General features: G+C 29.5%; 21 protein-coding genes. All 21 read right to left on the reverse strand.

The window, feature by feature from the left end:
• Positions 1 to 392: 392 nt before the first annotated feature.
• Positions 393 to 1,760, reverse strand: a complete 1,368-nt coding sequence (locus tag AC2GW8_RS02175; RefSeq protein WP_440881159.1) for a hypothetical protein — start codon at positions 1,758 to 1,760, stop codon at positions 393 to 395.
• Between the two features lie 273 nt (positions 1,761 to 2,033).
• Positions 2,034 to 2,528, reverse strand: coding sequence for a lipocalin family protein (locus AC2GW8_RS02180; protein WP_440881160.1), 495 nt, complete (start codon positions 2,526 to 2,528; stop codon positions 2,034 to 2,036).
• 233 nt (positions 2,529 to 2,761) lie between these two features.
• A complete protein-coding gene (locus tag AC2GW8_RS02185) occupies positions 2,762 to 3,316 on the reverse strand; it encodes a hypothetical protein (RefSeq protein ID WP_440881161.1) in 555 nt (184 codons plus the stop codon).
• Between the two features lie 465 nt (positions 3,317 to 3,781).
• Entirely contained in the window at positions 3,782 to 4,387 is a 606-nt protein-coding gene (locus AC2GW8_RS02190; protein WP_440881162.1) for a hypothetical protein, read from the reverse strand.
• Positions 4,388 to 4,581: 194 nt separating this feature from the next.
• On the reverse strand, positions 4,582 to 5,163 hold the full coding sequence (locus tag AC2GW8_RS02195) for a DUF3885 domain-containing protein (RefSeq protein WP_440881163.1): 582 nt from the start codon (positions 5,161 to 5,163) through the stop codon (positions 4,582 to 4,584).
• A 124-nt stretch (positions 5,164 to 5,287) separates the two neighbouring features.
• Positions 5,288 to 6,196, reverse strand: coding sequence for a hypothetical protein (locus AC2GW8_RS02200; RefSeq protein ID WP_440881164.1), 909 nt, complete (start codon positions 6,194 to 6,196; stop codon positions 5,288 to 5,290).
• Between the two features lie 64 nt (positions 6,197 to 6,260).
• Positions 6,261 to 7,079, reverse strand: coding sequence for a hypothetical protein (locus tag AC2GW8_RS02205; RefSeq protein WP_440881165.1), 819 nt, complete (start codon positions 7,077 to 7,079; stop codon positions 6,261 to 6,263).
• Positions 7,080 to 7,263: 184 nt separating this feature from the next.
• Positions 7,264 to 7,545, reverse strand: a complete 282-nt coding sequence (locus AC2GW8_RS02210; protein WP_440881166.1) for a hypothetical protein — start codon at positions 7,543 to 7,545, stop codon at positions 7,264 to 7,266.
• A 200-nt stretch (positions 7,546 to 7,745) separates the two neighbouring features.
• Positions 7,746 to 8,465, reverse strand: coding sequence for a suppressor of fused domain protein (locus AC2GW8_RS02215; RefSeq protein WP_440881167.1), 720 nt, complete (start codon positions 8,463 to 8,465; stop codon positions 7,746 to 7,748).
• A 1,287-nt stretch (positions 8,466 to 9,752) separates the two neighbouring features.
• On the reverse strand, positions 9,753 to 10,193 hold the full coding sequence (locus AC2GW8_RS02220) for a hypothetical protein (protein ID WP_440881168.1): 441 nt from the start codon (positions 10,191 to 10,193) through the stop codon (positions 9,753 to 9,755).
• Between the two features lie 217 nt (positions 10,194 to 10,410).
• On the reverse strand, positions 10,411 to 10,974 hold the full coding sequence (locus AC2GW8_RS02225; protein ID WP_440881169.1) for a hypothetical protein: 564 nt from the start codon (positions 10,972 to 10,974) through the stop codon (positions 10,411 to 10,413).
• Positions 10,975 to 11,075: 101 nt separating this feature from the next.
• Positions 11,076 to 13,160 carry a hypothetical protein gene (locus AC2GW8_RS02230; protein WP_440881170.1) on the reverse strand — a complete coding sequence of 695 codons (2,085 nt, stop codon included), beginning with the start codon at positions 13,158 to 13,160 and terminating at the stop codon, positions 11,076 to 11,078.
• A gap of 98 nt (positions 13,161 to 13,258) precedes the next feature.
• Positions 13,259 to 14,989: a DMP19 family protein gene (locus tag AC2GW8_RS02235; RefSeq protein ID WP_440881171.1), complete on the reverse strand. Its 1,731-nt coding sequence runs from the start codon at positions 14,987 to 14,989 to the stop codon at positions 13,259 to 13,261.
• A 283-nt stretch (positions 14,990 to 15,272) separates the two neighbouring features.
• Positions 15,273 to 15,863, reverse strand: coding sequence for a hypothetical protein (locus tag AC2GW8_RS02240; protein ID WP_440881172.1), 591 nt, complete (start codon positions 15,861 to 15,863; stop codon positions 15,273 to 15,275).
• A gap of 322 nt (positions 15,864 to 16,185) precedes the next feature.
• Positions 16,186 to 16,725, reverse strand: coding sequence for a hypothetical protein (locus AC2GW8_RS02245; RefSeq protein WP_440881173.1), 540 nt, complete (start codon positions 16,723 to 16,725; stop codon positions 16,186 to 16,188).
• A gap of 255 nt (positions 16,726 to 16,980) precedes the next feature.
• Positions 16,981 to 17,322: a hypothetical protein gene (locus tag AC2GW8_RS02250; RefSeq protein ID WP_440881174.1), complete on the reverse strand. Its 342-nt coding sequence runs from the start codon at positions 17,320 to 17,322 to the stop codon at positions 16,981 to 16,983.
• 215 nt (positions 17,323 to 17,537) lie between these two features.
• The gene (locus tag AC2GW8_RS02255; RefSeq protein ID WP_440881175.1) at positions 17,538 to 18,503 is read right to left on the reverse strand and encodes a hypothetical protein; all 966 of its coding nucleotides are present in this window, start codon (positions 18,501 to 18,503) and stop codon (positions 17,538 to 17,540) included.
• Positions 18,504 to 18,731: 228 nt separating this feature from the next.
• Entirely contained in the window at positions 18,732 to 19,649 is a 918-nt protein-coding gene (locus tag AC2GW8_RS02260; RefSeq protein ID WP_440881176.1) for a hypothetical protein, read from the reverse strand.
• 185 nt (positions 19,650 to 19,834) lie between these two features.
• Positions 19,835 to 20,215, reverse strand: coding sequence for a hypothetical protein (locus AC2GW8_RS02265; RefSeq protein ID WP_440881177.1), 381 nt, complete (start codon positions 20,213 to 20,215; stop codon positions 19,835 to 19,837).
• A 71-nt stretch (positions 20,216 to 20,286) separates the two neighbouring features.
• Positions 20,287 to 21,063, reverse strand: coding sequence for a hypothetical protein (locus AC2GW8_RS02270; RefSeq protein ID WP_440881178.1), 777 nt, complete (start codon positions 21,061 to 21,063; stop codon positions 20,287 to 20,289).
• Positions 21,050 to 21,301 carry a hypothetical protein gene (locus AC2GW8_RS02275; RefSeq protein ID WP_440881179.1) on the reverse strand — a complete coding sequence of 84 codons (252 nt, stop codon included), beginning with the start codon at positions 21,299 to 21,301 and terminating at the stop codon, positions 21,050 to 21,052. The genes AC2GW8_RS02270 and AC2GW8_RS02275 overlap by 14 nt, the downstream gene beginning before the upstream one ends.
• Between the last annotated feature and the right edge of the window lie 10 nt (positions 21,302 to 21,311).

Below are 21,311 nucleotides of genomic sequence, written 5' to 3' on the forward strand. Positions count from 1 at the left end.
GGAATATCTCTCTATTATCCCACCATTTATTATATACAAAGAGATACATGACAAATATACATTTTTTCAAAAAAAACAAATGTATGTTACTGAAAATAAACACTATAAATAAAACAAACAACTAAACTTACCACAATTATGTCAAATAAATTTTCCATTTTTTAGATATCGGAGAACCTACTATTTATAATTCATTTACTAAAATTTAGGCATAAAAAAACACCCTAAAAGGTGTTTTGTGGTGGGTGTATTTTTAACGGACTTGTATATGAAAAGTAGTAGAATAAAATTCCGTGCTTTTCAATTTAAATACGAAAATAGCAGAAAAGAACGAACTTTAATTTTAGCTCTAAACTGCTATTTTTTATATACCGTGTTATAAGCCGTTACGCTTAGTTTTTATCTTTTAATAATTTCTGAACTAAAGCTTTTAATTCATCAATCTCTTTCTGTTGTTTTTCTAATTTTTTAATTTTCTTTTCCTGCTCAATGGTATACAAAGTTAATTCCTCAATTTTTTGCAATAACTTAGAATCCATCTCACCTAAAAAGAACCCATTTTGTTCTACCTCTTTAGCACTTGGAATATCTTTTAAATGTCCTTTTGCTTTGATATGGTTTTCTACTTCTTTTAGTGTTGGCAGCTCATAATCTTCGTAGAAAACAAAATCCGACCAGTTTGAATAAGTTGCAACTTTCACTTCTGTAGCGGCAACTTTTCCGTTAACTCCTAATTTAAATCCCTTTGTATTTGTTGTACCAATCCCTATATTTCCATCCTTTAAAATTGAAAAATAAATATTTTGTCTTGCAGTAATATCCTCGGACTCTGACGAAATTCTATAGCCAATATCGAATCTATTACCTAATGACGCAGTTTTTTGATGTAAAGTCCAAGAAGAACTTTCATTTGTTAGAGAAATAGAAGAACCATTGCTACCTGCGTTACTTGACATTAATTGAAGTCTCGCATCCATCCCTTCAATTATCGAAGTGACATAAAGGTCTTTAATACCGTTTGAATTACCAGTAAATAAATGTTGCTTAGCTCTAGGACTTGTTGTTCCAATTCCTACATTACCATTTTGAGAAATCCTCATTCTTTCGTTTCTTGAGTTAGAACCTGTAGAAAAACTTATACCATCGTAGGCATTTAGACTTAAACCATCGGATGCGTTACCATTATGGTCATAAGTTAGAATAGATAAATTGTATTTATTTGAATTCACAAAATTCTCTCTAAAGAATATTCCGTTTTCGTTACCTCTTGAGAATGAATTAAACAAAACATCTCCATTCACATCTAATTTGGCACTTGGACTTGTTGTTCCGATTCCAACATTTCCCGAAGACCTCAAAACAATATTATCTCTCCATTTCCACGCCCACGCTTCATTATCTAAATATCGAGTTTGAAGATGCATTCTGCCACTTGCGTTTGTAGTATTTCCATTATCAGGAGAAACTAAAATTCTACCTTGTTGCCAAGGGTTTGTTCCATCCGTATTTGCAGGTACTACAAAACCTATGGAAGCTCCTTGATTTGTTGTTCTAGTATTGCTTTTACCTTCAATTATTAAATTAGCATCAAAATTTTGTGTCGAATTTTTTGATGTAATTGATGATGAAATGTGAAGTGTCCCCTTTGGCGTCGCTGTTCCTATACCTACATCTCCTAAAGATTCTATTTTATTTTGTGCATTACCCCCCAAACTCATTCCCATCATAGCAATGACAGCAATTTTGATTGTTGTTTTCATCTATTTTATTTTTATTGTTTTTTAATTATCAGATTAAACCGCTTGAATAAGCATTTCTTTTAGAAAGAAGTATTTTTCATAGCGATTTCATAATAATTTAAATTTATAATTGTTTTTAATTTGTTTTCTTTTTTGGCTTATAACGTCTAGTATAAGAATAGTAGCGGATTAAAATGCAATAACTTTCAGTCAAACACAGACCATTTTTATATTTACTAACTTTCCTTTTAGCAATTAAACCGCTATTATTTTTATACAATGTTACAAATAGTTTTACTCTTTTGAATATTCTTGGATAAATATTGACACGTCAATTAGATTACCTGCGCCATCACTAACTCGATTTTCTTTTCGGAGAGTCAAAAGCTTATTATTATTTGACAAAATCATTTCGTCATATCTTTGATTTAAATAAACAATTGAATTCTCAAAAATTGCCATACCAGATATTTGATAACCGTTTGTTGAACTATAGGACCAAATTCCATTGGAAATCGATTGAACTAAGTCGTAACACCCTCCGTTTGGGTCTTCATTAAATCGTGAGAAAGTATAATCCTGATTAGAAGAAAATCTCATAGCACTTCTTTCTTCACATTCAGAAAGTGATTTTTCCGATATTAGGACTTCATCTAAATCGAGTCTTTTTACGGATTTAAGTTTCCAATTTCCAATTATTGGGTCTTGATTTCCAGATTCGTCCTCTTTCGAGCAAGATAAAATAATGAGCCCGATTAAAAATCCAATCAACAAATTCAGTTTTTTCATAGTATTAAATTTGATTCAAATTATTTGTAACTAGCGGATATACACAATTGTGTATATTTCGATTGCAAATATAAACGTTTACAAATATTTACAACTAGCAATATTTTGATCACCTTTTTCACTAAAATTTAGGCATAAAAAAACACCCTAAAAGGTGTTTTGTGGTGGGTGTGTTTTAAACGTTTCGTGTAAACTGCCTTTTAATGCAGTTTAGAGGGTGTTGTAGCATGTTTTTATTTCTTTTTAAAGTCAAACCCTAAATTCAATTGTAACATTATTGGCCAAATATTTCCATTTCCATAAGTATCGAAATAGTATTGAGGCCCAACGTCAAAAAGTAAGTGAAAATTCTTTCCGTATTTTCTTTGAATTCCCCAAGTTGGTCCAATTGCAAAGTCAAAGTCAGAAGTCCTATATACATTTTCAGCGATTGAATTCCCTCGTGATATAAGTCTTAATGAAACAAAATTTCCAGAATTATTTTCGATCGTTCTGTTTTTGCTATTTCGTTTATTTAGATTATAAAACCATTTTTCTTGAACATCTAAAAAAGGACTTATTATATAAGTAAATCCATTTCCCGCAAAAGTCAAATCAGGATATCCGCCACCATAACCAATTCCAAGTCCAGCAGAAAATGTTGAGTACGTTCCAGTTGGTAATTCTAATTCAATACCTGGGTTTAAAAAATTCACTCTCCATATTTTTTCTGTTGTAATTTTATTTTCTTGAGCGTAGGTTACTGTAATTATTAATATAGATAGTAAATTCAGTAAGTTTTTTTTCATTGGTTTTCGTTTTTTGTAAATGTTGTACAACTAGCGGATATACACAATTGCGCATATTTCTTTTATAAAGACGAAACTATTAATAAACAAATAAAAACTCAAGTCAAAAAAGGAATTATTTGTAGTGTTTATGGGCTTTAGAACAACTTTTTTATTTAAACTGAACGTTTACAAATATTTACACCTAGCAATATTTTGACAACCAGTTTCACTAAATTTTAGGCATAAAAAAACACCCTAAAAGGTGTCTTGTGGTGGGTATTCTTTTTAACGGACTTGTTTATGAAAGGTAGCTTGCAAAAAGACACTACATTTTCGATTTAACACAGAGCCGAATTTTTATATTCTGTTTTTAATTTTTCTCTTTTAAAAAGCCAAATCCACGATTTGGCGGTGTTGGTAAATAGTACTGAATTTCGTTAACCTCTGAATGCCCTATTTGCTATATACAGTGTAATACACTTTTTAAATTACATTAATCTCCTTTTTGTTTTCGGGTAAAACACTCTTCAGTTTTTCTTTTCCAACAAAAAACTCAGTGAAATACATTTTTGATAGTTTCTTCTTTAAGTCGTCTAAGTAGTATTGTCCTGAAACTTCAAAACCAATTAGTCCTAGTTCAAAACTATATTCTTTATATAAGTTCGATACAGTCTCTAGAAGAAAACCTTTTAATAATTTGGGAGGTTTTGGAATATCTTCCCATGTATTATTATATTCTCGTCCAAATACTTGTTCTATTGCTTGTGTATAAAAGCATATGTCAAACCAATTAAAACCTGTTTCAATTGGCTCGTCTTCTTTAATGTTGATTGTTTTGAATGGAATTGAATAATTTTCGAGATTTAGGATACCTTGATACTCCATCCATGGTTTTTCTTCTAAAGCTATTTGATTGAAATTATGGTCATAAGGTCCCTCAACATTTGGAAGACTCCAAATATAGTTGTCATATTTGTAAATAGGCTTTGGTTCTACACTTGGACAAACTTGTATACATAGCTCATAGAAGCCACCGCAACGAAGGTTTGTATCAAGAAATAGTGTGCGTTTATCGACCATAGTCTTCATTGTGTATATTTCGGTTGCAAATATAAACGTTTACAAATATTTACACCTAGCAATATTTTGATCACCTTTTTCACTAAAATTTAGGCATAAAAAAACACCCTAAAAGGTGTTTTGGGGTGGGTGTGTTTTAAACGTTTCGTGTAAACTGCCTTTTAATGCAGTTTAGAGGGTGTTGTAGCATGTTTTTATTTTTTTCACATTCCATCTTCTCGGTCAGAAAGCCAATCGCTATACTTCTTCTTTAGACTATCTCTTTTTTCAGTCGAGTCAACAATTACATCAACTCCACCATCATAAGGCGCAATGACACATTTCTTAGTCTGACAGACAAACATAGCTCTTATTTCGTCATCTGCAATTGCCTTTAGAATTTCATCTCTATTTCCGTTTTTCCAATTTTCAGTTTTGACATAAATGTCAAAGTACATTTCATCTTCATATTCTTCAGGTCTTTCCTTGTGTAAGTCAATGGTCATGACTTTCAGGAAATCTCCAAAGCCAGTGAATTCTTTGTAATTGTCATTGGTTATGTCGTTGGTGTAAAGTCCAAAAGAAATTGCTATTTCTGATTCTTCCCCAATCAGGTCATTAATCAATTGATTTTGTCGGTCAAGTATGATTTTGTATTCTTCCGAAGATTCGGCATAACGTTTTGATTCTGGTAGGCTATGAATTCTAAACCATCTATCATTATATACCCATTTCAATTCGTGATTGATTGGAAAAGATTCTGGATATTCCTTATTCCAATAATTTATGAATTCGCTTTCAGTCATTTTTTTTATGTGCTACAACGTTTTGTATATGGTTAGTTACGTGGTTAAGCAACTAAATTAGTAAACAAATACAAACAATAGAAAATTCCGAAGAAATTTTCCAAATAATCACTTGCCAAAGCAATTAATCATACACGGTGTTAGGCATAGTTTTTTTCTTTATCCATTCTAAAATTTCTCTTTCATTTATTATTGACCAAGAATGTGGGTTTCTTTTTCCATTTTTTCGGTAACCTTTATTTTTGGTTTCTATGTATGATGTTTTAAATCCATTTTCTTTTAATTCTTTATGTAAATTTTTTAATTGAAAACTATTTGTTTCCTCAAAACCTCTTTTATAAATAGTTCTATTAAATTCCAAGGCTGGTTCTGTATAAAACACCAATTCTGTTTCTTTAAATTTAACATTTTCAATATATTTTAAAGAATCTAAATATGGCGAAAATATTTTATATTCTTCTAAATTTTCTTTCGGTTTTCCTATTTTTTGATTTAAATAATTTAACACGAAAGTAGATTCATTAACAAGAATAGAATTATTTTTTTCAACTTCCTGTTTACAGTTTTTATATAATTGTATTAAATCTACTGGAGAATCCACAACAAAAATTCCTTTTGGATTAAATTCTCCATTTTTATAAAAAGTCAGATATTTTCCCAATTGTAAAGCGAGATTTCCACCCGCTGAAAATCCACCAATATAAATTTCGTTTCCGTGAATGTTATTTTTGTTTATTATTTCCCAAACAAGTTTTGCGATTTTTTCTTTTTCTAATTTATTCAGGAATAAATTTCTATTTGTTTTAATAATTAAGACGGAAATTTTTTCATCTAAAGCACTTTTAATTAAATTTGATTCGTTTTTAATTCCTTTATTATTTTCTCCAAAACCTGGAAATAGAATTAATAATTCTTTATGATTTTCAGGAACTATTAATTCATAAAATTCAGAATTAATATTTATTTCGTTTTTAGTGTAATTTCTACAGTTAAAGAGTAAGAAAATTGTTAATATGTATATAAATTTTGTCAAATTATGCCCAACGGTTTGGCTAAGCTGCGTTTTAATGCAGTTTAGGTGTTGTTGGCTATAGTTACTATTGCTCATTATCGATAAAACGTATTGTCTGAAAAATATTATTAACACCTAGATTTAACCTACTCAATCCAGCTATAACTTCTTTTTTATCAGGGAATTTATCAATAAGGAATTTGGTAAATCTATATCTAGGAATTAAATATATATTTTCGCTAATTTCTAAATAATAATCTTTTTCAACGTCACCAAATACGTAAGGTTGATTATTAATTCTTTTGTATTCGTATAATTTTACATTTCCATTATAAATCAACTTAAGATAAGCTTTCCCTTTATCAAAAGGAGTTACTTTCCTTTTCTTTTTATAAAAATAATCAAAGCCGTCTTTTCTAAAGTATTTAATAAATTTTGGTTTTATTTTTAGTTTTTTATTTACAAATTTGAATTTAGCAACATCATTACGAGATCGAATAACTCCTTTAATTGTATCTCCATTTATACTTAAAGCGTAATCTTGTCTAGATATCTTATCAATTTTATTGAAAAAAAGATGGGTTTTATCAATTAAAACTGGATTAAGAAAAGGAAGATAATCTTTACCGTTCAATCTTGTTAAACTGTCATTTTCAAGAGAATTAAAACTTTTAGGAGAAACAGTTAAACTTTCATAAATTAATCCTTGATAATACAACTTTACTATTGTTGAATCAATTACATATGATTTTTTGTCAAAGTCATAAAATTTTGATTCTACAAAATTAAAGTTACCAAAGATTGTATCTTTACTCTTTGTAATAAGAAAATCAGAGAACTTATTACTTTGGGAAAAAACATTTGTTGAAATTGCAATGGTTAATAGAAATAATACCTTTTTCATATTTATTTTAAGTTATAGCCAACTAGCGGATATACACAATTGTGTATATTTCGGTTGCAAATATAAACGTTTACAAATATTTACACATAGCAATATTTTGATAACCAGTTTCACTAAATTTTAGGCATAAAAAAACACCCTAAAAGGTGCTTGGTAGTACGTGTATTATTTTATTGACTTTTTTTTACTCTATTTCATAAACTTCACTAACATGGATAAAATCGTCTCCTTTAACAAAAATAACCACATATTTCCAAAAGTACCCTGTCAATCTCGAATCATCTAATTTATCTTTTTCATAATATGCATCAGAATTTATTAGAACCTCTTTTAAAGACAAGATTTTCTTTGGTGATAATCCTTTATGTATTCTTAGCTCATCAAAATAAACAGAACCTTCTCTATGTCCTGTCCCTTTAATTAAATAATAATATCTGGAATTATCATCATCTAAATGTCTTGTCAATAAGTTTCTATCATATTTGATAAACAAAGTATCCTGAGCTTCTTCTTGAGAAAAAGAATGGATAGTATAAAAAAAATAAAAGTAAAATAAAACTTTTCATATTAGTCTAGGTATATTGACATTCTGTAAATTTGGTTTTAAACGTTTCGTGTAAACTGCCTTTTAATGCAGTTTAGGTGGTGTTGGCGGTAGTTTTTTATTTAAAATAGACCAAATCGTTTCTTTTTTCTGGCTGTATTTGGTCTGTCAAGATTCACAATATCGTTTACACCGATTTTGTCAAAACCGTCAAATAGGGCTTCTACACCTTTCGTCATTTTCAGGTTTACTTCTTCGGTGTAAAGCGGAATAAGTGTATAGAAATCAATTGATTTGCCTTTAATATTAAGTGTTCGAAATTCTTCTCCGAATACAATCGTTGGCAATAATATCATTGTATTTAATCTAGTGTTGTCCGAAAATGACTCAGCAGGATCGCCATTTGGTATTGTATGCCCATAACCAAACCAAGTATTGTATTCATGTGGAAATCTAGCGAGGTATTTAAGCCATCTTATGGGCCAATAATTACGTTCATCTTTAAAATCTTCATCAGAGATTTTCCAATCTTTTGGCAAACAAATACTTAATTCCGCAAAATCACAGTCTTCAATACCCTCGGGTGTATTCATTGGTTTATCGCTCATACCAGATGTAATCAATGTATGAAATGGTCTTTCCTCTGTAGGCTTTACCCAATGAACATCAATATGCACTTGTTCTGAAACCAACTCGTGAAACACCATATGAATTTCTCCAATATGTTTTTCGATATGGTTTGAAATTTCTTCAATTGATGGTTCTCCAGAAGCTCCTTCAAATTCTTTTTTTCCAGAGTCATCATATCTATATATTGGCGAGCCTGATTCCGATTTTTCCATTGTATTTTATATTAATGCTAACTAGCGGATATACACAATTGCGTATATTTCTTTTACAAAGACGAAACTATTAATAAACAAATAAAAACTCAAGTCAAAAAAGGAATTATTTGTAGTGTTTATGGGCTTTAGAGCAACTTTTTTATTTAAACTGAACGTTTACAAATATTTACACCTAGCAATATTTTGATCACCTTTTTCACTAAAATTTAGGCATAAAAAAACACCCTAAAAGGTGTCTTTTGGTGGGTATTCTTTTTAACGGTTTGTGTATGGTTAGTTGGGTGTTTAAATGTACAAAATTTAGCGTTAAACACTAGCTTTATAAAAAATCACTTATCATTGGTTTAACAAGAAATAGCAATTAACTATACACTTTGTTACCACACGTTTTTATTAGCTATTCAGAAAATCAGTCGCTCGATTTGATTTCTGATTGAGAATAGAAAAATCAAAATCAAAAGTGTAATCAAATTCGTTTTGAATTTCACGTATTCTCCATTGTTATAATTTTTAATTATTCTATAAACTAAAAATCCGCCAACAAGTGAAATCGGCAGATGGTTGAATATTAATTCAACATACCATAATTCGGAAATTCTACTTGAGCCAGCTCCAGAGCCAAATATTAAGAAAAAAGCCAATATCTGAATTAAAATCAGAAGTAGCAGAATTCCGAAAAATAGAACTGATCTAATTCCGATTCCGAGATAATTCGTCTTTGTTTTTAAAAATTCGACTGTTTTCAATTCAAATTATTAATTAATATTTTTTATTTTTCCTAAAACTCTTTATTATTATAAAAAGCGCTAAAATTAATGATGGAATTAAAATTATTATTCCTTCAATAAATAAAATATGAATTAGACACCCATCTCCAGAACAAGGTTGACTACCTTTTATTAATAAGAATATTGAATAAAAAATTCCAACGAAACTGATTAATAATAGCAACCAAGTTACAATTCTGTAAAACATATTTTAATAATTATTCTTTTTTAGATTTTAAAAATGCAATTATACCAATAAACAATAATACTATTCCAATTATGAATAGTAAAAAAGCAATTATAGGTATGCATCCGTGTCTACAGCCTGAACTGTTAATAATATAGTAAAAACGAATTACTGAACTTAAAATGAAAATTATCGAAATTATTAAATAGATTATGTGTCTTTTCATAAGTTAAATAAATCTATTTTTTTGAGATTCAGAATTCTCTTAGTCAATGAATTACAAAACTTTAACCAAAATGCGTTTTTAATGCAGTTTAGGTTATGTTGTAGCTAGTTTTTTTCTTTATATATTGATTTTAAATCCTTTTTGTATTCAGTTTCATATAATTTAAAAGCTTCTGACCCAATTCCATCTAAAAGACAAAAAGAAATATAGGATATATGTTCAATCCAATTTTCAATTTCTTTGATTTGTTTATGACTAATCAAATTATTTGATTGCAACATTCCCTCAGGATCAACTGCCCAAGCTCTTCCAAGGTGGCAGATTCCCCAAATTGATGAGACTATTTCGTTCTTTATATTCTCTTTTGGAAAATAATCAGATAAGATATATAAAGAACCAACTATTTTATGGAAATTTTCTTCAATTAATCTACCTTTAAATGGTCGTAACATTCCTAAAAATCCATTTGTCCATCTAGGGTTTTCAATATCAGAATGCTTACCACTCTGATACAATAATTCTTCTATTGCTTGTTTCTCGTTCATTCAATTAGCTACAACTAGCGGGTATATACAATTGTGTATATTTCGATTGCAAATATAAACGTTTACAAATATTTACACCTAGCAATATTTTGATCACCTGTTTCACTAAAATTTAGGCATAAAAAAACACCCTAAAAGGTGTCTTGTGGTGGGTGTGTTTTTAACGTTTCATGCAAACTGCGTTTTAATGCTGTTTAGGTGGTGTTAGCAAATGTTTTTATACAGTTAAATTTTCTATACATTTTTCTCTTATTCGCCAGATTTGATCAAACTCAAATTTCGATTTTGTTTCATTTAACCAGTTTTTCAAAAATTTTTTGTGATAATCAACTTTGAAAGTTGTAACCTGATTTGGTTCAATTAGCTTTTCTTCAATAATGTCTTCTTCAATTTTCTTAAATTCAGATTGTTCACTGGTAAAGTCAATTCTATTTTCACTTATTTTCAGATAACAGTGTGCTTCTGGAATAAATTCGATTGAGTTATCAGTTAACTCAGTTCCAATTTTTGGCGTATTCAATTCGGTCATACGGTAAATTCCGATTACTAAATCAATATTTGGTATATTGTTAAGATCCGCTATATTTTTTAAAAGAGCATGTTTTGAACTACAAGTGCCCTTTTGTTCTGATAAAACAAGTCCAAAATCAGTCCGATTTTTATTTCGACCATAGGGCAATTTTTTAATGAATTCTGTCAGTTCATTCCACGTTTCGATTCCTTTGATTTTTACAAGCTTGGTTAATTTATCCTTTGACCTTAATTTATAATCTTTATTCATTTTACTCAACTTGTGTACAACGGTCAGGCTATGAAGCGTTGGCTTGTGTTACGCCTGCGGCAAGCCTATGCTTTATTAGCCATTGTTGGGCGTTCGTTATTTTATATTATTTGTTTATCAGACCAATAAAATGTCAATCCTTCTAGTTCTTCCACTATCATGTGTACATTATCATCAAGTAGTTTTGAATGAGGACTTTTATGATAATCTTGTTTTGTCACACTACATGTTGCTTTTTTTAATATATAAGACATCACTGGTTTTATATTGCCATTTATTATGTCGTCATATAATTCCTCTTTCTCTACAGGAATACTAAATCTATACGAAAGACCTTTTTCATCAGAAAATGGTTCCAAATTAAATTCCTCTCCTACAATCTTTCTTTTTATATAAAGAACGCCGTCAAATTGACAAATGTCTTGTACTAATGGTTTGTCGATACACTCTTCAAAAGTTTCATTCAAATATGTTCTTTGGTTATCTAACCACTTTTTTAAACTATCTCTTTCTACAGGAATAATTTGAAATTTCTCAATCCAATTATATAAATTCACGATATGTCCCAAACAACTAACTCGAACTTCTTTATCCTCAATATTCCATGCAATAGTAAATGACGCTATTGTATCAAGTTCCCTATTTATCATACTTTTGAAGATGTTACTCAGGGCTTTTAGTGTAATTTGAATATCTTCTGTTGGGTCATTCTTACCATGAAAAATGCATGGAATGTTCCAATATTCATCTTTACAATTTCCATAGAGTGTATCATCTTTTATATTTAGTTTTTTTCCAAGTCGACTTAATGCTTTTTTAACTTCTATGATTTCGTCTTCAAGAATACTGTTATCTACACCATTAATATTAATCAGATCATAAATAGAAACAGAATGGCTGATATTTTCATAATCTTCATTCTTGTTGTGGTAAGATATAAGAAGTTTTATACCATCACTTTTATTCATTGAGTGAGGTACTAATTGTTGCATTAATGATTTATTATCTGCCTCTTTATTAAGTTCCGATATTGGTTTTGCTATCCCGAAATACTCATAAATCAACGGATTATCCTGCATGTAATTAGTGATTAAGCTTTTCCAGTTCTTTAGTTCAAGCTTGCCATCAACTCTAAATAACTTTGTATATTCACTTCTCCTCCCAAAGTCAGTCATATTTTGGTCTATTCTATCAAAATATAAGTCCGAATCATACCCCCGTATAGCACCATCAAAGTGTACAAAAGTATCTTTTGAAGTATCGTAAATTGAATGCATATATCTGCAACCGAAAAAATCTTCCATTGTTGGAGCATCATTTTCTCGCAATTCTTCAAGTTCAAATTCTTTTAATTCGTTGTTGTCTTTCCAAAAGAATTCTGTTGTTGAAATACCATGGTAATCTCTTTCAAACTCACTACAATTATGCTTAGTAAGTCCGTTTTGAATATTACTTATATCATCAGTGTATTTAGGGCCAAACCAATACTCATATTCAAATGATTTAAGGAAAGAAGGCGAGTATCCTATCAAGTCCCAATCCAGTGAAATTTTGATAGTAATATCTTCGTTATTCTGCATTGACATTAACTCATCCAAAAAGAAGAAGTGAAAGTTATTATGTCTTGATAATGACCTCCTAAAAAAACTATGTGAATAGATGCATAAAGGCAGTGTATTATGAAAAAACACTCCTTGATATTTATATGTGAAGTTTTTGTTTAGGTCTTCCAGTTTAATCAGACCAGCTTTATCCTGAAAATCAGCTAATTCTTTAAATACCCTCTTAACAATAGCGTCGTTTAATATTGACAAAGTACCTGTTTCAAGGTATTTAAACTCTGACTCGATATAACTTTCAACTTGTTCATAAAGCTTATTGTTATTTTGGACAACCGTATTTTTTATGCTCTTTATATGAGAATAATTTTTAAAATCAGTTATTTGCTTACTATCATCGTCATTTTGTGGAATCAAAGAAAGTCCTAGACTTCTAACCATTTTAGGTTCAAAGTATAAACCGAATGGTACCATCGCACCAACTGGTCTATGCATATCATGTCCAAGGTGCATAGGAACTCCCTCTGTCGCTTTCATCCAAATCATATCTTCCATTGCAGATATTGCGAATAGATGCCCGTATTTGTTTAATCTATCTGTATTTAATATTGATAATGATTTGTGCATTGCTAAGTCTTTGTTTTAATGACGCCCAACGGTTAGTATAACAAGCGTAGCCTGCCGATAGGAGGCTATGATTTGTTATACATTGTTAGCTATAGTGTTTATTCTCCAAGTTTTAATTTATGTTTAATAATCAAGTAAGAATTAATGCTTTCTCCATTTTTTTGTGCAGGATTGAATTTCATTTTCTTAATACTTGATTCTACTTCAGTCGTCAAGAAACCATTATCAGCAACTAAGAAGTCTAGATTTACTGGTTTTCCATCTTTATCTATCTCAACAAAATAGCTATAACTTAACTCGTGGTCTTGTGGGTAGCCATCAAAAACAGAAATATCAGCTTTAAAATCATTTTCCAATACATCCTTATTAAGTATGATCGGATAAGAATCAGCAATCTCAAGCTCACGATTAATTAACCATTCGTCCTCCATTTCACATATAATTGAAGTTACAACCACTGGATTCTCAAAAATTGGAAACTCTTTTTTTGAAACTAACTCTCCCTTTTTATACAAAGTTTCTTCTTTTAGGGTGCCGTTATCATAGTAGCTTCTTGTTATTCCATCTTCTTTACCTTCCTTAAATTCTTGTTCTAAACTCACATTACCCTCTCGAATTGTTCTTGATTTTCCGTGTTTTAGATATTTTTTGTACTCTGTTTCATAAGTTGTAACACTTTTAAAAGAATTCCACTCAGTAATACAAAGTCCAGTTCCATCGATTAAGGTTTGTCTACCATCTTCATTCCAATAATTTTTCCAAAAGGCTCTTCCTTCTTTGAAATCAACTTCTATTTTTTTATTACCATTAGCCCAATACTCAATTCGATACCCATTCCTTTTAGTTTTACCAATATTTGTTGAATGTTCTTTTAATTGGCCATTTTCATACCATTCTTTATAATCACCATACTTTTTATCCTCTTGGTCTCGGTATTCTAATTTTGATTGTTGACCATTTTCAAAGAAATATTTTAGCTCGTTTAAACCATTGGTTGAGTTACGAGTAACTTCTTTCCTTAGCTGTCCATTCCCATAATACTCTTTAAGTTCACCAGTTTTTTGACCGTTAGAATATTGTACTATTTCTTTTGGTTTCCCGTTCTCATAAAATGATTTAAATTGTCCATTTATTACACCTTTTCGAAGCTGAAACTCTTCTTTGATCGTTTTGTTATCATAGAAGGTCTTACAAAGACCAGAAAAATTCATATCAAATTCTTCCCCATCTTCGTCTAGACAAATTTCGTTGGGTTTTTTACGAATGTAAGCTTCAATTAAAGACATTGTCTTTTCATTGATTTCATAGTAGTCGTCATCAAGCAAAGACATTTTGTCTAGTCTATCATAGAGGTCACTTCCAAACAAATCACTTTCTTGTGCTTTGTCCATTAACTTTTTATTTTTCTGATAGATTTTATCTGCTTTTTTGACAAGGTTGGCCATTTCAGTATCTCCAATATGTTCTAATCCTTTTATTATCGTAGAAACATAAAGCCCATAACCATTGTAGTAGAATTGAACAAATCCACCGTTTGTAACTTGAGCATCTAAATACCACCAATAATAAAGTGCTTTCTGTCCATACGATAAAGATTTTCCACGTTCAATTTCGTGTTCCTTGTCCTTTACAAATTTTGATATTGGCTCAAGTACAAACCAGCCAAAATCAAACCCACTTAATTTGAAGAATTCGCCTTTATTTAATTCAGGTCGAAAATGTTTAGTTTCATTAAAATCCCAATAAGGGTCATTTTCGTTTTGTACTTTACAACCAAACAGATTTAATAGATTCATAATAATTATTGAAATGGTAATTGTTCTTTTCATTCGCAATGCTTGTTCTACATTATAGCTAACTAGCGTATATACACAATTGCGTATATTTCTTTTACAAAGACGAAACTATTAATAAACAAATAAAAACTCAAGTCAAAAAAGGAATTATTTGTAGAGTTTATGGGCTTTAGAACAACTTTTTTATTTAAACTGAACGTTTACAAATATTTACACCTAGCAATATTTTGACAATCAGTTTCAATAAATTTTAGGCATAAAAAAACACCCTAAAAGGTGTCTTGTGGTAAGAGGATCTTATAGGTCATATATAAAATCAGTACTTTTTTATACTCTCTACCTTTCGTTTCTTCTTATCATAAACAAAAATATAACTTTCTACCCTATCACCACGATCAAAATAGCCATATATGTATACCATACAAATATCATCTTTTGAATAATACCCATTTATATCTATACTTTCTAATTCTTCAAAATGATCTTTAAAAAAAACAGTATCATCAAAATTACTTACGTTCAAGAAATAATCTCCGATTGATTCTCCTTTTTTATACTTGACAAAGATCTCTTTTGTTTTCTCTAAAAAACGATTCACTTCCCGTATGCCATTATTTGAAATATTTCGCTCATCAATAATTTCATTCTTATCATTATAAAATTTAAAAATAGTTTTTCCTCTAACATTTACCTCTGGCCTATATTTCGACATAAAATCATCAATTATAACTGAAAGTACTGGTATAAAAAGCTTTTTCTCTTGATCATTCATATTATCCTCATAAATATGAACTAAAACATCATTAACATTATAATCAATAATTACATCTTTAGCACCTGTATATCTCTTTACTATTGATAAATCCTCTTCCAAAACTGAAATTTTACAGGATAATAAAACTGACATTAAAATAAAATAAAAAAAAGCTCTACTCATTCTTGTTTTTGATGCAAAACTAAACTTTTTTACTTAGCCCAATTATATCCAAGAACTTTTTCGTTATTTAGGTATCGGAGAACCTACTATTTATAATTCATTCACTAAAATTTAGGTATAAAAAAACACCCTAAAAGGTGTCTTGTGGTGGGTGTGTTTTGACGTTTTGTGTATGGTTAGTTACGTGTTTAAGCACCAAATTTTAGAGTTAAAAACTAGGTTTATGAAAAATTATTTACCTTCGGTTTAGCAAGGAATAGCAATTAATTATACATTTTGTTGGCAACTGGCTTTATTCTTTAATAAATTTTTCGATTTCAGATATTAACTCTTTTTCTGCACCTATAATATCTAAAATCAACATTCGTAAAATTATCTTCTTGTTTTTACCAGACCTTTCAAAGTTTTGAAAACTATATTCTACTTGTTTTTCTATTCTTTGATTTAGATTTTCTTTACTTTCTTGAATATTAGATAACGCAGATAATTTTTCATATTCAATTAATTCTATTTTTGAATTGGCAATAGCATTCCACGAATTAGTTTTTATTATGGGCTTATGAATACCATCAGATTTCATAATTATTTCGTACAAAGTAACTTTTTCATTATTCATATAAGCATCTATCGTATCAACAGATGCCAATTGCTTAGGTATTACTCTTTTTATATCTAATTCACTTTCCTCTAATTCACTTTCTATAGATGAAAATATTTGATTTAGATACTTTTTATTTTTTCTATCCTCATTCCAATTATTGATTAATAAAGCAATCAAGATTCCAATTATTATAGGAATTGTTTCTTTAAAAAACCACCTTACGTTTTTCATTCTAACATGTTTTTTATTATTTTACCTCGTCTAATTTTCTGCTTGTTGCCAACTAGCGGATATACACAATTGTGTATATTTAGATTGCAAATATAAACGTTTACAAACATTTACACCTAGCAATATTTTGACAATCAGTTTCAATAAATTTTAGGCATAAAAAAACACCCTAAAAGGTGTCTTGTGGTGGGTGTGTTTTAAACGTTTGGCTAAACTCCCTTTTAATGCAGTTTAGGTTTTGTTGTAAATAGTGATTTAATTCAGTTCAAATATTGGTTGATCAGTTCCTCGACTGAAATAAACAAATCTATTAACATTCAGGTAACTAAATATTTTATCGTTATAAATTTCGTTCAACAGTTCAATTCCAATTTTATCCAATTTTTCAGTATGTTCTCGGTGAGATTCAAGTTCCTTTAACCCCATTCCTGTATATGGATAATATTCTTTATACCATGTTTTTAGTCTGTTTAGAAAATCAGATGGTATTTTTGACTGATTAATTTCAATCATATAATCTCCATTTTCAAGAATTAAAATTCCATAACATTTTGCGAACGGTTCAGCTGCTAGAGTCAGTTTAATTTCGTTTTCCATTTTTATTTTCCCTCATGGTTTTCAACTCAGATTATTTTCCAATATTAAATTTAATCTACAATTTCTACGCATTATTTACAACGGCTTCGGCTATGAGTAGTTGCGTTGTCTAGCTCTTAATTTTATAATTACATACCAAGCTGAAAATCCGCGAAGATTTTCACAAGTATGCGAGAATAAGCAATTACTTATAGCCGTTGTTGTAAACTGTAATTTTATTCAATCGTATTAACAATTATTAGATTTCTATTAACTGCTGTAGAATTTATTTCCACTATTGTATTTTCATTTGTTTCATAATTACTTTTCAAAATCCCTAAATATATTGAATTAGTCTTTACAAGATTAAGATAGACATTGTCTTTATAAAAAGAGTTGCCAAAAACATTAGAGAGTAGATAAGTTTCACCATTTGACTTGTCAGAGATGGTTTGGTTAGTCAAGTTAATTACACTTGGTTTAGCTCCATTTGCTGAACCAGTTACGGATTGCATTATTGCTAGTTCTGAATTATTTATTTGAGCCAACTTACTTCCATTAATAGAGTTTAAATTGTTTATTGAATTATCAGTCAAATTGATTTCTATAAAACCCTCTCCCCTAGTTGATAAAAATAATTTAGAGTTAATTTTCTTCATAGAAGTGATAGTACCCTCATTGAAAGTAATTCCTAAATCAGTAATGGAATTATCTTGAAGGTTAATTTTAATTATATGCTTTGTTGAATTATTTATAAAGACGTTTTCCGCTAAAACTCCAATCAAATTATTATTGTCCCAAGCTAAAGCTATAATTGCTTTTTCGTTTCCATTTATATTTGGTGGTAATATTAATGGTATAATTTGACTGGTACCATTTTCTCTGTCAAATACTAAAAGATTATTGGTGGGTAATGGATTGTAGACATACTCAATGGAGTAAATTTTTTCTTCAGATGATATTAAGTTATTTGCAAATAAAAAAGTGCTTTCATTTTCCTTATTTAATTGTCCGACGTTTTCAATATTTCCAGTATTATTTCCGATCTCAAAAACTTCTCCAAGGTCAGACACAGCTAATAATTTATAATTATCAATAATTTCGTTATTTGGTTCATTTGCGATTTCATTATCGGAATCTTCGCATGATAAAATTAATAAAGCTAATAACAGGAATAAGTAGTTTAATTTAATTTTTTTCATTTCGTTTTTTATGGTTTATAACTAGCGGATATACACAATTGTGTATATTTCGGTTGCAAATATAAACGTTTACAAATATTTATACCTAGCAATATTTTGATCACCTTTTTCAATAAATTTTAGGCATAAAAAAACACCTCTAAAAGAGGTGTTTTGTGGTGGGTGTGTTTTAAACGTTTCGTGCAAACTGCGTTTTAATGCAGTTTAGGTTTTGTTGTACGTAGTTTCTTAATTTTCTTTCGTTTTAATGGCAAAATCATAATTGTTATAGTCGAAATCTCCAATCCAGCAACTTAAAATCCCGTTTTTAAATTGCAATCCGTTTTTCTCTACTATTTCCATTTGTTCTTTTGTTTCTTTATCTATATCAAATCCATCTTTTTTTGCTCTTTCAAGTGCAGAGTGAGCGTAAATCCTTGTTACAGGATTTACACCAAAAATCAGTTTTTTGATAACATTATATTCTTTATTTTCCAAAAGTTTTTTGAAAAAAGTATTGGCAAAATGAACAAAGTCGTCATTGACTTGATAAGCGTTCAAATTCCACTCAACTTGGTTAAGATTATAGTACGCATTTAAAGCATCAATGCTGTATTTTTTAGCGTCAATTTCCAAAGTAAAATTCGGATACTTTTTTTGATATTCTGAAATATTTTCGTTGAATAGTTTATAGTATTCCATATTTGCTCCGCTACAAGTTAATGGAACGACAATCTCTTTGAGATATATATTTTCAAATACATTTTCCTCAACTTCAATACCCAGTCTTGAATAGATTATAAGGTCATTATAACTCAATATTTTTAGGTTAAAATTCGTATATCCACCATAAAAATCGTGTGAAACTAATTTAAGTTCATCTAATAATTCTATAGTTTTACTTGATGTATTTCCTTTTCCAGTCAAAAGCGAAGGGTAAACAGTCAAATAATCAGTTATGGTTGGTTTTAAGCTGACAATTGGATTTGCCATTTCTCTGAAACAAGTCAAGTCAGTTTCTATTAAAACAGATTTCGGATTTGGATTTTTCCGTTTTCTTTTGCATGAACGACATCCCTCTAATTCAGCTTTATTTATTTCATAGACAGTCTGACCAAAACACGGAAAAAAAACTAAAAATATTAATATTGAAATTAGAAACCTCATTGATATGTTAAATTACGTACAACTAGCGGATATACACAATTGTGTATATTTCGATTGCAAATATAAACGTTTACAAATATTTACATCTAGCAATATTTTGATCACCTTTTTCAATAAATTTTAGGCATAAAAAAACACCCTAAAAGGTGCTTGGTAGTACGTGTACTATTTTATTGACTTTTTTTTTACTCTATTTCATAAACTGTTCCTAATTCAATGTAATCATCTCCTTTAACTAAAATAACCTCATATTTCCAAAGGTACTCTGCCAATCTCGAATCTTGTAATTTATCTTTTCCGTAATATGCATCAGAATTTATTAGAACTTCTTTAAAAGACAAGATTTTCTTTGGAGATAATTTCTTATGTGTTTCATACTCATAAAAATAGACAAGATCTTCTCTATTTCCTGTCCCTTTAATTAAATAATAATATCTGGAATTATCAACATCTAAATGTCTTGTCAATAAGTTTCTATCATATTTGATAAACAAAGTATCCTGAGCTTCTTCTTGAGAAAAAGAATGGATAGTATAAAAAAATAAAAGTAAAATAAAACGTTTCATATTAGTCTAGGTATATTGACATTCTGTAAATTTGGTTTTAACGCTTCGTGCAAACTGCCTTTTAATGCAGTTTAGGGGGTGTTTGTTGTGTGCTGTTTTTTATTTTCAACTCTTAAAATCAATTGTTTTTCACCAGAATTCCGTTCAAGAAAGCCAATCAATGCGAGTAGCGTTCCATATTCATCCATAGTGTTATTCCGACCAGAAATTTTAATCCATTTTTGGTAATCATTTTCAAGTTGATTTAAGTCAATACTTTTTCCGATTAAACTGCTCAAGTCGTAAATTGAAATGTTTTCTGATAGCTGAATTTCGGTTAATTCCGTTTTTCTTTGAAATAGAAAATCTAACAGTTTTCCAATATTTTCTTTTCGGTCAATAACCATTGATTCCAAACTATAAAAACCATTTTTGTCCTGAATCATAAATTTATCCAACAATCCATTTTCGTTTATGAAGTCAGATTTATTGTAGTTGTCAGTTGCAATAAAAATTAATTCATTGGCAACATCTCCAAAGGATTCAATTCTTTCTAATTCAACTTTTTCTGTTTGTTGCGAATTGGGAATTTCATTACTTACTATATTATGCTTCGTGGTCCAATCTAAACCAAGATAAATACCATATCCATTAATTATTTCTTCAAGGTCAACACCTTGTTCCATTGCTTTTTTAATTTGCTTTACAAACGAGGAATCTCTGTAATTAAAATCAATTAAATATTTAGGCTCTTGATTCTGATAAATTACAGATTCGTCAATAGAAAGTTCATAGAAAGGAATAGCTCTGAATTCTCCATTCTCTCCATCAAATAAATAAGATTCTATTTCTAGGTTAATTTTTTTCATTCTCTTCTTCTGAGTAATTAATAAAGTCCCAAGGAATTTCCTTTTTAAAAGTTGAAATACACTCTTCCATTAATTCAAGTGAAATATTATCTTTAAAAACTCGGATTGTTCTGGTTCTCTCTGTGTCGTCTCTGAAAATTTCCGCAATCAATTCGTCATTTCGGTAGATTTCAACTCCGATTCCGTCACGCTCATTTACGTCACTTGCAATTATCACTCTATCTTTATTTTCTTTCATTTGCGTTCTG

The organism is Tenacibaculum profundi (genome assembly GCF_057162725.1).

Coding starts and splice junctions, on each gene's coding strand:
- AC2GW8_RS02175 (WP_440881159.1), bottom strand. CDS start 1,760: ATGAAAACAACAATCAAAATTGCTGTCATTGCTATGATGGGAATGAGT.
- AC2GW8_RS02180 (WP_440881160.1), bottom strand. CDS start 2,528: ATGAAAAAACTGAATTTGTTGATTGGATTTTTAATCGGGCTCATTATT.
- AC2GW8_RS02185 (WP_440881161.1), bottom strand. CDS start 3,316: ATGAAAAAAAACTTACTGAATTTACTATCTATATTAATAATTACAGTA.
- AC2GW8_RS02190 (WP_440881162.1), bottom strand. CDS start 4,387: ATGAAGACTATGGTCGATAAACGCACACTATTTCTTGATACAAACCTT.
- AC2GW8_RS02195 (WP_440881163.1), bottom strand. CDS start 5,163: ATGACTGAAAGCGAATTCATAAATTATTGGAATAAGGAATATCCAGAA.
- AC2GW8_RS02205 (WP_440881165.1), bottom strand. CDS start 7,079: ATGAAAAAGGTATTATTTCTATTAACCATTGCAATTTCAACAAATGTT.
- AC2GW8_RS02215 (WP_440881167.1), bottom strand. CDS start 8,465: ATGGAAAAATCGGAATCAGGCTCGCCAATATATAGATATGATGACTCT.
- AC2GW8_RS02220 (WP_440881168.1), bottom strand. CDS start 10,193: ATGAACGAGAAACAAGCAATAGAAGAATTATTGTATCAGAGTGGTAAG.
- AC2GW8_RS02225 (WP_440881169.1), bottom strand. CDS start 10,974: ATGAATAAAGATTATAAATTAAGGTCAAAGGATAAATTAACCAAGCTT.
- AC2GW8_RS02230 (WP_440881170.1), bottom strand. CDS start 13,160: ATGCACAAATCATTATCAATATTAAATACAGATAGATTAAACAAATAC.
- AC2GW8_RS02235 (WP_440881171.1), bottom strand. CDS start 14,989: ATGAAAAGAACAATTACCATTTCAATAATTATTATGAATCTATTAAAT.
- AC2GW8_RS02240 (WP_440881172.1), bottom strand. CDS start 15,863: ATGTCAGTTTTATTATCCTGTAAAATTTCAGTTTTGGAAGAGGATTTA.
- AC2GW8_RS02245 (WP_440881173.1), bottom strand. CDS start 16,725: ATGAAAAACGTAAGGTGGTTTTTTAAAGAAACAATTCCTATAATAATT.
- AC2GW8_RS02250 (WP_440881174.1), bottom strand. CDS start 17,322: ATGGAAAACGAAATTAAACTGACTCTAGCAGCTGAACCGTTCGCAAAA.
- AC2GW8_RS02255 (WP_440881175.1), bottom strand. CDS start 18,503: ATGAAAAAAATTAAATTAAACTACTTATTCCTGTTATTAGCTTTATTA.
- AC2GW8_RS02260 (WP_440881176.1), bottom strand. CDS start 19,649: ATGAGGTTTCTAATTTCAATATTAATATTTTTAGTTTTTTTTCCGTGT.
- AC2GW8_RS02265 (WP_440881177.1), bottom strand. CDS start 20,215: ATGAAACGTTTTATTTTACTTTTATTTTTTTATACTATCCATTCTTTT.
- AC2GW8_RS02270 (WP_440881178.1), bottom strand. CDS start 21,063: ATGAAAAAAATTAACCTAGAAATAGAATCTTATTTATTTGATGGAGAG.
- AC2GW8_RS02275 (WP_440881179.1), bottom strand. CDS start 21,301: ATGAAAGAAAATAAAGATAGAGTGATAATTGCAAGTGACGTAAATGAG.